This window comes from Capilliphycus salinus ALCB114379 (genome assembly GCF_047276495.1).
Classification (GTDB): Bacteria; Cyanobacteriota; Cyanobacteriia; order Cyanobacteriales; family Microcoleaceae; genus Capilliphycus; species Capilliphycus salinus.
Genome location: NZ_CP178543.1, coordinates 6315460 through 6328536, shown reverse-complemented (window position 1 = coordinate 6328536; position 13077 = coordinate 6315460). Strand labels below are relative to the sequence as shown.

Annotated in this window: 11 protein-coding genes; 9 read left to right on the top strand and 2 right to left on the bottom strand. The window is 45.5% G+C overall.

Annotated elements, in window-relative coordinates; all coding sequences use genetic code 11:
- The first annotated feature begins 48 nt into the window (after nucleotides 1-48).
- The 4 genes from hpsO to folE all read left to right on the top strand — a co-directional run bounded on the left by hpsO (nucleotide 49) and on the right by folE (nucleotide 4849).
- Nucleotides 49-1227, top strand: a complete 1179-nt coding sequence (hpsO, locus tag ACL6C3_RS25465; RefSeq protein ID WP_413168413.1) for a hormogonium polysaccharide biosynthesis glycosyltransferase HpsO — start codon at nucleotides 49-51, stop codon at nucleotides 1225-1227.
- 344 nt (nucleotides 1228-1571) lie between these two features.
- On the top strand, nucleotides 1572-2552 hold the full coding sequence (gene accA / locus ACL6C3_RS25460) for an acetyl-CoA carboxylase carboxyl transferase subunit alpha (protein ID WP_413162327.1): 981 nt from the start codon (nucleotides 1572-1574) through the stop codon (nucleotides 2550-2552).
- A 620-nt stretch (nucleotides 2553-3172) separates the two neighbouring features.
- On the top strand, nucleotides 3173-3898 hold the full coding sequence (locus ACL6C3_RS25455; RefSeq protein ID WP_413162325.1) for an SDR family oxidoreductase: 726 nt from the start codon (nucleotides 3173-3175) through the stop codon (nucleotides 3896-3898).
- A 255-nt stretch (nucleotides 3899-4153) separates the two neighbouring features.
- Nucleotides 4154-4849: a GTP cyclohydrolase I FolE gene (folE, locus tag ACL6C3_RS25450; RefSeq protein ID WP_413162323.1), complete on the top strand. Its 696-nt coding sequence runs from the start codon at nucleotides 4154-4156 to the stop codon at nucleotides 4847-4849.
- A gap of 151 nt (nucleotides 4850-5000) precedes the next feature.
- On the opposite strand, the gene ACL6C3_RS25445 is transcribed toward folE, so the two are convergent.
- Nucleotides 5001-5243 carry an antitoxin AF2212-like protein gene (locus ACL6C3_RS25445; RefSeq protein WP_413162321.1) on the bottom strand — a complete coding sequence of 81 codons (243 nt, stop codon included), beginning with the start codon at nucleotides 5241-5243 and terminating at the stop codon, nucleotides 5001-5003.
- A gap of 296 nt (nucleotides 5244-5539) precedes the next feature.
- Between ACL6C3_RS25445 and ACL6C3_RS25440 the strand changes: the two genes are divergently transcribed.
- From ACL6C3_RS25440 to rdgB, 3 genes are all read left to right on the top strand, one after another.
- Nucleotides 5540-6970: a phosphoglucomutase/phosphomannomutase family protein gene (locus ACL6C3_RS25440; protein ID WP_413162319.1), complete on the top strand. Its 1431-nt coding sequence runs from the start codon at nucleotides 5540-5542 to the stop codon at nucleotides 6968-6970.
- A gap of 110 nt (nucleotides 6971-7080) precedes the next feature.
- Nucleotides 7081-8139, top strand: a complete 1059-nt coding sequence (locus ACL6C3_RS25435; protein WP_413162317.1) for a hypothetical protein — start codon at nucleotides 7081-7083, stop codon at nucleotides 8137-8139.
- A 75-nt stretch (nucleotides 8140-8214) separates the two neighbouring features.
- Nucleotides 8215-8790: an RdgB/HAM1 family non-canonical purine NTP pyrophosphatase gene (gene rdgB, locus ACL6C3_RS25430; RefSeq protein WP_413162316.1), complete on the top strand. Its 576-nt coding sequence runs from the start codon at nucleotides 8215-8217 to the stop codon at nucleotides 8788-8790.
- Nucleotides 8791-8925: 135 nt separating this feature from the next.
- On the opposite strand, the gene ACL6C3_RS25425 is transcribed toward rdgB, so the two are convergent.
- On the bottom strand, nucleotides 8926-9264 hold the full coding sequence (locus tag ACL6C3_RS25425) for a P-II family nitrogen regulator (protein WP_413162314.1): 339 nt from the start codon (nucleotides 9262-9264) through the stop codon (nucleotides 8926-8928).
- 437 nt (nucleotides 9265-9701) lie between these two features.
- On the opposite strand from ACL6C3_RS25425, the gene ilvB reads away from it, so the two are divergent.
- Nucleotides 9702-11540, top strand: coding sequence for a biosynthetic-type acetolactate synthase large subunit (gene ilvB / locus ACL6C3_RS25420; RefSeq protein WP_413162313.1), 1839 nt, complete (start codon nucleotides 9702-9704; stop codon nucleotides 11538-11540).
- Between the two features lie 254 nt (nucleotides 11541-11794).
- Nucleotides 11795-12445 (top strand): class II aldolase/adducin family protein, encoded by a 651-nt coding sequence (locus ACL6C3_RS25415; protein WP_413162312.1) that lies wholly within the window; start codon nucleotides 11795-11797, stop codon nucleotides 12443-12445.
- The last annotated feature ends 632 nt before the right edge of the window (nucleotides 12446-13077 follow it).

Sequence of the window (13077 nt, the reverse complement as noted above, 5' to 3'; positions counted from 1 at the left end):
AGCCTTGATGTTGATGTCTGTATTTCTTATTTTTATCTGGGCTAAATGATGAAAATTCTAGTAGCTAGCCATACTTATATCGTCGATTTGAACCGGGAAAAATGGCGGGCTTTAGCCCATCTTTCCCCGGAAATAGAAGTTACCCTCGTGGTTCCCCGTCGTTGGAAACCGGGAGGCGTTCAAAACAAAATTATTGACTCCGAATATTTAGATGAAGGATCGTTTAAAGTTGTTCCCGTTTCTAACTTCAGTCAAAATAATCAGGGTTTACTCACCTTTGGGTTGGATTTAATTCCGCTTTTAAAACAGTTTAAACCCAATATTATCCAAGTTGAACAGGGTTCAAAAGCGATTACCTATTCCCAGTTTATTACCTTCAATAAACTCTTGGGATTAAACGCTAAAAATGTCTTTTTTACGTGGTGGAATCTGCCCTACACGCTAAAATTTCCCATTTCTTTAATCGAAGCCTATAACCTCAAAAATACCGATGGAATTGTAGTCGGAAATCAAGACGGGGCGGATATTCTACGACAGCGGGGTTATCAGGGGGCGATGGAAGTTATGCCTCAGTTGGGAGTCGATGAGAGTTTATTTCAACCTGTTCCTCAACCGGAATTAAAAGCAGAATTGGGCATTAAACCCGACGAATTTGTAGTGGGGTTTGTGGGGCGGTTTGTAGAAGAAAAAGGACTGTTAACCTTAGTTGCAGCTTTGGCAAGCTTAAAAGAATTATCCTGGAAAGCGTTATTGTTGGGGCGGGGAGAATTAAAACAACAAATTATAGAAAAAGCTGAAGAATTTGGAATTCAAGATAGACTGATTTTTGTAGAAAGCGTTCCCCACGACGAAGTACAACGCTATATTAACACCATGAACGTGTTAGTTTTACCCTCCGAAACCACATACAAATTTAAAACCCTAACAGCAGTGGGATGGAAAGAACAATTCGGCCATGTTTTAATCGAAGCAATGGCGTGTAAAGTACCCGTTATTGGTTCCGACTCCGGGGAAATTCCTCACGTTATTGGTGAAGCGGGGTTGGTGTTTCCGGAGGGGAAAGCCGAAGCGTTGGGCGACTGTTTGCGTCAGTTCATCGAAAATCCTCAACAGGCTGAAGATTTCGCCAAACGAGGATATCAGCGGGCTTTAGAACATTATACCAACAAAGCTCTAGCCCAACAGATCCTAAAATTTTACCAGAAATTGCTCTCGAACACCCGATAAATTTTCTATCTCCAAAATTGAAATAGCCCCCCCGAAAAACCCGGTAACTTTCACGCGAACCGGGTTTTTAAACCCAATTAACTAGACCTTAATTTTCGCGAACAATAAAAATAAAAAATTTAGATTTTAATCGGGTCAATTTTTGCCAATTTAGATATTAGTTTCTATAGAAAAAATCAAGATTTAATTTCGGGTCAAAACGATAAAATCAGAAAGGGCAAACGGACCGATAGAAAAATCAACATTCACAGCCGGGAGGAAATCCGAAAAACTTTGGTGACTAAAAATGTGCTGTTCTTCGATACAATACAAGTTGTGTACCCCATGCGAACAAAACTCTGAGTGTGGCAAGTCCAAACCGCAAAACCATCCTACTTGACTTTGAAAAACCTCTAGCCGAGCTAGAATCTCGCATTGAGCAGATTCGCCAGTTGGCCGAGGAAAACGGCGTTGATGTCTCCGATCAAATCCATCAGTTAGAAGCCCGTGCAACTCAACTGAGACAGGAGATCTTTAGCAGCCTCTCTCCCTCCCAACGGCTACAACTGGCCCGCCATCCTCGTCGTCCGAGTACCTTAGACTATATACAAGCCATGAGCGAGGAATGGCTAGAACTGCACGGCGATCGCTCCGGTTCCGACGATCCGGCGTTAGTCGGGGGAATTGGGCGGTTAGCCGGCCAACCGGTGGTGATGTTGGGTCATCAAAAAGGGCGCGATACCAAAGATAACGTCGCCCGAAACTTTGGGATGGCGGCGCCGGGAGGCTATCGCAAAGCGATGCGGTTGATGGAACACGCCAACCATTTTGGAATGCCGATCATCACCTTTATTGATACGCCCGGCGCCTGGGCGGGTGTGGACGCGGAAAAACTGGGTCAAGGGGAAGCGATCGCCTACAACTTGCGAGAAATGTTTCGCCTGGATGTGCCGATTATTTGTACTGTCATCGGAGAAGGCGGTTCAGGAGGGGCTTTAGGAATTGGAGTCGGTGAACGGTTGTTCATGTTGGAGCATTCGGTGTATACGGTGGCTTCTCCCGAAGCCTGCGCCGCCATTTTGTGGAAAGATGCCTCCAAAGCCGCCCAAGCCGCCCAAGCTCTAAAAATTACCGCTCCCGACTTAAAAGAATTGGGAATTATCGATCGCATTGTCCCCGAACCCGACGGCGGCGCCCACGCCAACCCGATCGAAGCGGCCCAAAGACTCAAACAAGCCTTATTGGAATGTTTAGAAGAATTGATGAGTCTCAGCGGCCAGCAACGGCGAGAAATGCGCTATCAAAAATTCCGACAGATGGGGATTTTTGCCGAAGAACCCGCTTAATCAATGCCATTGTTGAGAATTTTGACGTTTGACTCCGGTTGAACGCAGGTCGAAGCAATGAGACTGATTGAGTTTTTTGAGCTTCTGTATTCACAAAAGTTATACCGATCTTGTCGATCCCTTCTGCTTCGTCCTTGAGAGCGTCTGCGATCGAGTCGATCAATTGAGTGGGTATTTTAGATCAACCTGAAGGTGGTATAATAGGTAAGTAACAAATCTTTACAAATTTCTCAGATTTGCCCTTGATAGATTTGCTACAGCATCCCCAACGTGAGAGCCACCGTATTGCAGCGGTGGAGAAAAGGGGAGCGCCAGCTAAAAGCTTGGCTGTAAACGACTGGAGTTGCCAAAGCGAGTCTCTAAAAATACAGGTGAAAAACTCAACCCCAACTGTTTTAGATCTCAGCCAGTGTAACAAAAGTACAAGACCGGGGTAAGGTCAAACTTAGCCCAAGTCTTCCAGGCCTGATGACAGTGCCGAACAGGTTCAACCTGGGAGTCAGACCTTCAAAAAATGTATTAGCTGATACCTCTTTGAAAGTCTGCTCAAAATCTCCCGGTTTTGCAACCGGAGAACTATCAATTCCGTTCAGTCTAATCGGAGATTACTCAAACCGTCAATGACTTCTCCCATCGAACGACGTGCCTTAATCACGGGGGCAAGTAGTGGGATAGGTAAAGCAACAGCTCTTGCCTTTGCCAAAGCCGGGATTCATGTCGCCTTAGTGAGTCGATCTCAGGAGCAACTGGAAACCATTGCTGAACTTGCACGGCAAGCGGGAGTAGAAGCGAATGCCTATGCTCTAGATCTCGCCAAAGTTGAGCAAGTGCATGAGCAGATCGACACCATTGCTGCTGCTTTCGGCCCGATCGATATTCTCGTCAACAATGCGGGTATGGGCTACACCAGCCCCTTAGCGAGTACACCCCTAACCGAGTGGCAACAGGTGCTAGACCTGAACCTCACCAGTGTGTTTCAGTGCATTCAAGGGGTTTTGCCGGGAATGCGCGAACGAGGCAGCGGAACAATTGTCAATGTTGTCTCCATTGCCGGACAACAAGTTTTTCCCAACTGGGGAGCTTATTGTGTCAGTAAGTTTGGCTTGATGGCTCTGTCGAAAGCTTTGGCTGCTGAAGAACGCGCCCACGGAATTCGGGTCAGCGCAATTTGTCCGGGTGCAGTCAATACTTCGCTTTGGGATACAGAAACCGTTCAAGCTGACTTCGATCGCTCCGCAATGTTGACACCAGAAATGGTCGCCGAGTCGATTTTACACATCGTAATGTTGCCTCCACAGGCGGTGATTGAAGAATTAACCCTCATGCCGCACGGGGGAGCATTTTGATCGAGTGGAAATGCCGGGACATCGATGAATCTTGAAAAACGGATATTGTCTGCCCAGACGAATTCAGTAGATTTTATCCCCCCGGTAGGAAACCCCTGTCGGCGATATCGAATCAGCGCCCCATTCATCGGTTTGTGAGGGCGCCAACGCTCGAACTGCCCTCTCGTGAGGGTGATCGATCGGGCTGCAAGAATCAAGGCCTCAAGGTCTGATTCTCAATTGTTCACTCTTTTTTCTATCGTTTACGGACTTGTTATGACTATTGCTTCCAATGGAAACGGTTCTAAATCCGCAAATGGTTCGAGTCGCATCCTCAGCCGACCCGATCGCACGACTTCCGCATCGAATGGTCATTCCGTTCAAAAGCAACCCCTGACTGAAGTCTCAGATGAACAAATGATGGACGCCGTGCGGACGATGCTGCTTGGCGTCGGAGAAGATCCCGAACGGGAAGGCTTGTTAAAAACCCCCAAACGGGTCGCCGATGCCATGCGCTTCCTCACCAGTGGCTACAATCAATCTTTAGAAGACCTCGTAAACGGGGCAATCTTTGATGAAGGTCACGAAGAAATGGTGTTGGTTCGCGACATCACCGTGTTTAGTATGTGCGAACACCATATGCTCCCGTTTATGGGGAAAGCTCATGTTGCTTACATTCCCAACCAAAAAGTGATCGGACTCAGCAAACTGGCTCGCATTGTGGAAATGTACGCCCGTCGCTTGCAAGTTCAAGAACGCCTCACCCGCCAAATTGCTGAAGCCGTCCAAGAAGTTCTCGATCCTCAAGGGGTAGCGGTGGTGATCGAAGCTAGCCATATGTGTATGGTGATGCGGGGCGTACAAAAACCCGGATCTTGGACCGTGACCAGCGCTATGCTTGGCGTTTTCCAAGAAGAGCAGAAAACCCGTGAAGAATTCCTCAATTTAATTCGTCACCAACCCAGTTTCTAAGCTTCTAAAATTGGGAAATTACAAGCAATAAGCAATAATTTTTCAATTCCTCCTTTTTTAGAGACGTGCGATCGCGCGTCTCTTGTTGATCGGTTATAGCAAAAGACTGATCGATCTGATCCGATCGTTAACGTAGATTAAAATATTGGTGTCAACGGCGTTCATGCAACTGATCTCGTGTCAAAGCAGGAGCATTCAGGGGAATCGGATTTTGCTGCATTCGCTCAATCAAGGCTTGTAAAAAACGCTGTTGAGTCGCCGGATCGCTTATCGGGGGTGATACAACGGTCTTAGATTGGACAAAGAGTTCAACCTCAGACCCTTCCGGCAGATCGCAGGATGTTTCCAGTATAAATGTACCATTGCGATAAATCGCTTTAACAGGAATTAGCATCGGGGAAAACTCTATAAATCAGGATTAGGTAAATCCTTTTCTGGCCGGCGAGAAGATGTATCTATATTATAAGCATCATCTTCGGTTTTCTTGCTCTGGGCTGGAGATGTGAGATAATTGAAAAAAGCTGATTTGTTCTGACCACAGCTTGCAACAACATCATCTTTATTCAATCTCCCCTTTTAAACGATTGGGGAACTGACTCTTAAAAAAGGTGATGGGAGGGTGCGATCAATTAACAGTTTGCGATCGCTGAAACTCATTCCATTGTACCCTGAACAATTTTAATCCTTGATATGTCTAAACCGATTAAGTTTGGCACGGATGGCTGGCGAGGTGTCATTGCTGATGATTTTACCTTTGAACGTGTCGCTTTAGTGGCTCCTCTGGCCGCTCTTGTCTTAGAAAAAGTTTACGGTAATACTGCTGCTAACCGCACGATATTTGTCGGATACGATCGACGCTTTTTGGCCGAAGAATTTGCTCGAGTGGCCGCGATCGCCATTCAACAGGCCGGATATGATGTTAAACTCAGTCAAACCTACGCGCCCACTCCCGCTTTTAGTTTGGTCGCTCACCAACAGCAGGCTTTGGGGGCGGTGGTGATGACTGCTAGCCATAATCCCGGTAAATATTTAGGTTTAAAAGTTAAGGGTGCATTTGGAGGATCTGTTGGTCCGGACGTCACACAAGAAATTGAAGCCAGACTCGATCAACCGCCATTCAAAGCAGAAACCCCCGGAACTTTAGAGTCTTTTGATCCTTGGCCTGCTTACTGCGAAACTCTACAATCAAAGGTTGATATTGAGGCGATTAAAACGGCGATTAATCAGGGAAAATTGACCGTTTTTGTGGATGTGATGCACGGCGCCGCGACAGGGGGTTTGGCTCGGATTTTAGGCGATTCGGTGATAGAAATTAACAGCAATCGCGATCCGTTATTTGATGGCGGGGCGCCGGAACCTTTGCCGAAATATATCCCCGAATTGTTCCGTCAAATTAAAGCTCATAAACGCTCTCAAGATAGTTTAGCTGTTGGGTTGGTTTTTGATGGGGATAGCGATCGCGTGGCTGCGGTTGATGGGGAGGGAAATTTCCTCAGTTCTCAAATTTTGATTCCGATTTTAATTGAACATTTGGCTACCCGTCGCGGTTTTGGCGGCGAAATTGTGAAAACGGTCAGCGGATCGGATTTAATTCCTCGGATTGCCAAATTGTACGATTTATCCTTGTACGAAACTCCCATCGGTTATAAATATATTGCCGATCGGATGTTATCTTCTCAAGTGTTGGTTGGCGGTGAAGAATCCGGTGGGGTTGGTTATGGGGTTCATATTCCTGAACGGGATGCTTTATTATCGGCTTTGTTCGTCTTAGAAGCGATTGTTCAGTCGGGAGAAGATCTCAGCCAAAGTTATCGCCGTCTTCAAGAAAAGGTTGGGTTTTCTTCGGTGTACGATCGCATTGATTTACCTTTGGCGAGTATGGAGGTGCGATCGCGTTTGGTGGAACAATTGGAGAATAATCCTCCCAAAGAAATCGCCGGACAAGCGGTTAAAGATTGTTTGACGGTTGATGGTTATAAGTTTCGTTTGGCTGACGACCGTTGGCTGTTAATTCGCTTTAGCGGAACTGAACCGGTTTTACGGTTGTATTGTGAAGCAGCGGATCAAAAACAGGTGAATCAAACCCTTTCTTGGGCGAAAGATTGGGCGAGTAGCTGTTAGGAAGTTTGGCGTTTGTTGTTGCGCGGAGAGCGCGTTTTGTTAGTCAATTAGGGCGCATCACCTATTAATTAGGGCGCATCGCCATGCGCCCCTACAGTAGTAAATTCTGTATGCTCAAAGACCAATTTACCTGGGATTTTTGGTATCTCTACGAACCGAAAAAACGACTGTATCACCTTTATTTACTGTCGGCGGATTGGCAATATAAACAAACAGAAACTCATCATCTTTATTCTCAGTTAACCTACGCGACAACTGATGATTTTAAAAGCTTTAAAATACGGGATAAAAATATTATTCCCCGTCGTGAAAATCAATCCATTTGGACGGGTTGCACAATTAATTCAAAAACCCGGTTTCTTGAAGAAACCGGGTTTTTAGATACTAAAACTGCTTTTAATTATTTGATGTTTTATACCGAACGTCAAACCGAAGGGGATTATTTCGCCGTTCAAAGGATTAAATTAGCCCGATCAAACGATTTAAAAAATTGGATTGTAGATAATACTTTTAGCCTCGAACCCGAATTAATCGATCCGAATTTTAGCTATTTTCTCCGAACCCAAAATCCCGGAGATAGAACCGTTCACGCTTGGCGCGATCCTTTTATTTTTAAAGTTAAAAAGAGTTATTATATGTTGGTGGCGACCAAACATATTGTTGATGAAAATCATCCCCAACATCAAAATGCTTGTATTGCGTTACTGAAAGCCGATGAAAACAACTTAAAATCTTGGGAGTTCGTTCATCCGAGTTTAATTACCGGATATGAAGAATTAGAACTTCCTCAACTTTATCGAAATGAAAAGACAGACGAAATAATATTATTAGTTTCAACTTGGGATGAACGAGATTATCAACAAAGTGTAAAACGGGGTAAAATTTATCGGGAACGGGGTCAACTTTTAGCGTTTTCCGCAGCCGGTCTAGAAGCGGCTTTAAGGGGAGAGTTTCATCAAAATCCCGAAATTATTATTGGAGAAAATGGAAGCGTTCAAGCCTCAATTTATGGCGGTGTGTGGATATCGCAACTGAAAGCCATTGTCGGTTTTGACTGGAAACAGGGGGGTTATCAAGTCATTGACTCAGGCCAATTCCCGAGGAGTTGTGAAAATTTAGTTGATTTAAACTCAGAAACTCGTCAATTGAGAGAAATTCGTTTAAAATAAGTTTAATCTAGAATTCTTAAAATTGAGTTGGGCATCCAACAAAAATAAAAATTAAACGAGAATCAGATTAAACCGATGATCAAAACGTTAGTCGTAGCGACGGGAAATCCGGGAAAACTGGAAGAAATGAAAGCGTATCTGTCGGAATTGGATGTGGAATTACAACTCAAACCCGACGAAATAGAAGTTGAAGAAACCGGTGAAACCTTTATTGAAAATGCTTGCTTAAAAGCATCAGAAGTTGCCAAAGCAACGGGACAATGGGCGATCGCGGATGACTCCGGTTTAACCGTTGATGCCCTCAATGGGGCGCCCGGAGTCTATTCCGCGCGTTACGGGACGAGCGATCGCGATCGCATTGAAAGAGTTTTGCGGGAACTGGGGAACTCAAGTAACCGCAAAGCCGCCTTTGTCTGTGCGATGGCGATCGCTCGTCCTGATGGAGAGATCGCCATCCAACTCGAAGGAGTCTGTCCCGGAGAAATTCTAGAGAGTCCAAAGGGTGATGGCGGGTTTGGATACGATCCGATATTTTATGTTCCCGCCGAACAAAAGACCTTTGCGGAGATGTCACCGGAACAGAAACACTTAGTTTCCCATCGGGGCCAAGCCTTCAAAGTCTTGCTTCCCCAACTCCAAAACCTCCTGTGAACAGTTTACAGTGATCAGTAACCCCAGCTACCAGTTATTTCAGTTTACAGTTATCACCTGTTCACTGTTATCACCTGTCCACTGGTGACTGGTGACTGAAAAACTGGTGACTGGTGACTGATGACTGGTGAGGTGTTATATTGCTTCTTGGTTCTTTTCTCCGGTGCGAATGCGAACAATTTGTTCAACTGGGGAGATAAAGATTTTACCATCGCCAATTTCACCGGTGCGGGAAGCGGCAATGATTTTATCAACAACCATATCGACTTGCTCGTTTTCGACAACGATCTCAACTTTGAGTTTTTGTAAGAACTCAACGGTATACTCCGAACCCCGATAGCGTTCGGTTTGGCCTTTTTGTCGTCCAAACCCCCTAACCTCAGAGACAGTCATCCCGACGATACCCGCATTAACGAGGGCAATTTTGACTTCATCGAGTTTGAATGGCCGGATAATGGCTTCTATCTTTTTCAATGTCCTTGACTCCTAATGTTTTCTGGCTGATTTAGCGTGACATATGCTTGATATCACCGCGCCATCAAAAATATTCGTAACATAGGATACACTATGTGCTATAATCCAGTATCCATAGTACGACACCTGAGAGATTTTGAGGATACCGATCTCAACAGTTAAGGAAATGGACATTCGGAAGTCAGCCTCGGGCGACGGAATCACTCAGATTGAGCGGGAATTCAAGCAAAGGATCTAAAAATAGATTAAACAAATTGAGCAAACAATCAAACATCTTCTAAAATAAATAGCAGATTGGGGGTGAGTTTGTTTTTCCAAAAAATCTCGAGAGTTTGTGTAAAATCTTGTAAAAAATAGCACTCTAAAAAATAGAGAAGCTTGATTATATTAAAATAATAGCTTTATCTGCCAATTGAAACTAACAAAGAGGAACTCCTGTGCAACTTAGAACTCAAGTAGCAGCCAAACGTGCAACGGGTGCTTTTGCTCTGATTGACAGCTTAAAACGTCACGGGGTAGAGCATATATTTGGTTATCCGGGCGGAGCGATTCTGCCGATTTATGATGAACTCTATCGGGCCGAAGCCCAAGGCGATCTCAAGCATATTTTAGTCAGACACGAGCAGGGAGCGGCTCATGCGGCGGATGCTTACGCCCGGGCAACAGGTCGGGTCGGAGTTTGTTTTGGAACATCAGGTCCTGGAGCCACAAATTTAGTCACCGGAATAGCAACGGCTCACATGGATTCTATTCCGTTGGTGGTTGTGACCGGACAGGTGGCCCGCAAAGCGATCGGGACGGACGCCTTTCAAGAAACGGATATTTTCGGCATTACCCTGCCGATTGTCAAACATTCCTACTTGGTGCGCGACCCCAAAGACATGGCGGCAATTGTGGCCGAAGCCTTCCACATTGCCAGCACGGGAAGACCGGGGCCTGTTTTGGTGGATGTTCCCAAAGATGTCGGCTTGCAGGAATTTGATTATGTACCGGTTAACCCCGGCGAAGTGTCTCTCCCCGGATATCGGCCGACGGTTAAAGGCAATATGCGCCAAATTAACCAGGCGATCGCTCTAATTCGCAAAGCCGAACGTCCTTTATTATATGTTGGGGGAGGGGCAATTTCGGCGAACGCTCACGGGGAAATTCACGAACTGGCCGAACTGTTCCAAATTCCGGTAACAACCACGTTAATGGGTAAGGGGTCGTTTAACGAAAATCACCCTTTAGCGGTGGGAATGTTGGGGATGCACGGCACCGCCTACGCGAATTTTGCGGTCAGCGAATGCGATTTGTTGATTGCAGTCGGGGCAAGATTTGATGATCGGGTAACGGGTAAACTCGAAGAATTCGCCTCTCGCGCCGAAGTGATTCACATTGACATCGATCCGGCGGAAGTCGGGAAAAATCGCGCCCCCGAAGTTCCCATCGTCGGAGATGTGCGCCAAGTTTTAATTGATTTGTTGCGTCGATGTCGGGAAACCGGAGAACCGACGCCCGAGACTCAAACCAAAGCATGGTTAGATCGGATCAACCGTTGGCGGGAAGATTATCCCCTGGAAGTTCCGGAATATCCCGATAGTCTTTCTCCTCAAAAGGTGATTTCTGAACTGGCAAAAATGGCGCCGGATGCTTACTATACCACCGATGTCGGTCAGCATCAGATGTGGGCCGCTCAATATCTCAAAAATGGGCCGCGTCAGTGGATTTCTAGCGCCGGCTTGGGAACGATGGGTTTTGGACTGCCGGCGGCGATGGGTGCCAAAGTTGCCCTTCCCAACCAGGAAGTGATTTGTATTGCCGGAGATGCCAGCATACAGATGAACATTCAGGAGTTGGGAACTTTGATGCAGTACGGCATTCATGCCAAAACCGTGATTATTAACAACGGTTGGCAGGGAATGGTCCGCCAGTGGCAGCAAACTTTCTATGGCGAGCGCTATTCTTCGTCGAATATGGAATTGGGAATGCCCGATTTTGTTAAGTTGGCGGAGGCTTACGGCGTTAAGGGAATGTTGGTGAGTCGTCCCGATGAACTGCACGAGGCGCTGGCGGAAATGCTGGCTTATGACGGCCCGGTGTTGATGGATGTGCGGGTGCGTCGGGATGAAAACTGTTATCCGATGGTGGCTCCGGGTAAGAGCAACGCTCAGATGTTGGGACTGCCGGAACGCAAAAAGTTAGAACAGGCGGCAGAATTGGTCTATTGCAGCAATTGCGGGACTAAGAATGTCGCCAGCAATCATTTTTGTCCGGAATGCGGCACTAAATTATAGCGCGACCCTCAAGCAAGAAGCTGTTTACAGTTTACAGTTTACAGTGACCTGCGATCGCTTAACAGATGTCAGGTGTAGGGGCGGGTTCCGAATCTATTTCTGTCTTCTCATAAATAACTTCTATGAACCCGCCCCTTTTCAGTCACTCCGATACCAGTCACTCCGATACCAGTGTTTACAGTGATCAGTTATCAGTTCCATCTCCTGAGACCGGGGCGGGTTTATATCGGTTGAGAGTGGGAAAATTTAGATTAATGTCGAACCCGCCCCGCTCATCACTGGTCGTTGAAAACTATTCCCGAAAATTTATGGATGAAGGCGTTATCAAATATCACTGTCACTGGTTCAAAGATGAACCCATTGGTGAGGATAAAATTCAAGAGTTGATGCAATGGCGCGATCATCTTTACTCTTTGGGTTTAATTGGCGTTTATGACAATGGCATTGGGTTTGGCAATATTAGTATTCGCTTAGATGAGTCTTTAGAATTTGTCGTTTCTGGGACTCAAACCGGACATTTACCCCATCTCAAACCAGAACATTATACCCGAGTCACCGAATTTAATTTAACCGAAAATTCTCTCGCTTGTCGGGGACCGATTAAAGCCTCTTCTGAGTCTCTGACTCACGCGGCTATTTACAGTTTTCAATCTAATATTAAAGCGATTATTCATATTCATCAGGCTGAATTTTGGCAAAGGTTATTATTTAATGTTCCGACAACTCGCCCGGAAGTTCCTTACGGTACGCCCCAAATGGCAGCAGAAATGTTTCGTTTATTTGAACAGGAAAATTTAAGCGATCGAAAAATTCTCGTCATGGCCGGACATGAAGACGGGGTGTTGACCTTTGGTGAAAGTTTAACAGAAGCGGGTGAGGTCTTATTTCAGTATTGGAAACGGTGATTAATTATGAATTATCAAATTATGAATCTTGCTCGAACCGGCGGCGGTCAGGGGTTGATTTGCGGGCGGATTTTTGGTAGGATTGTAGGTAAGTTAAATAATGGGATGTCTGCAAAAATAAAATTTATGCACAGATTTCCATTATGAGAGAATCATACCCCGTTTTCGGGGAGGTTGTCAAGCCCCCGCCCCAAAAAAATCGCGTCGGGGCGAGAAAATTTTAAAATTTCTTCAAAAATTATTTTTTTTCTAAATTTCTGACCGGCGGCGGAAAGGGGGTTGATTTGCGGGCGGATTTTTGGTAGGATTGTAGGTAAGTTAAATAATGGGATGTCTGCAAAAATAAAATTTATGCACAGATTTCCATTATGAGAGAATCATACCCCGTTTTCGCGGAAGTTGTCAAGCCCCTCCCAAAAAAAAGGCCAAATTTTATAAGTTTTTCAAATAATTTTTGTGTAAATTGTTTTAATCATCAAAACAAAAGAGAAAATTCTCAAGTTTTTATTGAAAATATTTCCTAAAAAGTTGACGAAAGTATAGGGGTTCTGGTAGGCTTAAGAAAAGCACACCCAAGGGGTTCTAGTGTCTTGAAGCCAAAATAGCGGCTGAAACCCCTATAACTTGGTTAA

Bases quoted from the DNA above. Each gene is read 5' to 3' on its own strand.
- hpsO (WP_413168413.1), top strand. From the start codon at position 49: ATGAAAATTCTAGTAGCTAGCCATACTTATATCGTCGATTTGAACCGG.
- ACL6C3_RS25455 (WP_413162325.1), top strand. From the start codon at position 3,173: ATGACTTCTCCCATCGAACGACGTGCCTTAATCACGGGGGCAAGTAGT.
- folE (WP_413162323.1), top strand. From the start codon at position 4,154: ATGACTATTGCTTCCAATGGAAACGGTTCTAAATCCGCAAATGGTTCG.
- ACL6C3_RS25445 (WP_413162321.1), bottom strand. From the start codon at position 5,243: ATGCTAATTCCTGTTAAAGCGATTTATCGCAATGGTACATTTATACTG.
- ACL6C3_RS25440 (WP_413162319.1), top strand. From the start codon at position 5,540: ATGTCTAAACCGATTAAGTTTGGCACGGATGGCTGGCGAGGTGTCATT.
- ACL6C3_RS25435 (WP_413162317.1), top strand. From the start codon at position 7,081: ATGCTCAAAGACCAATTTACCTGGGATTTTTGGTATCTCTACGAACCG.
- rdgB (WP_413162316.1), top strand. From the start codon at position 8,215: ATGATCAAAACGTTAGTCGTAGCGACGGGAAATCCGGGAAAACTGGAA.
- ACL6C3_RS25415 (WP_413162312.1), top strand. From the start codon at position 11,795: ATGTCGAACCCGCCCCGCTCATCACTGGTCGTTGAAAACTATTCCCGA.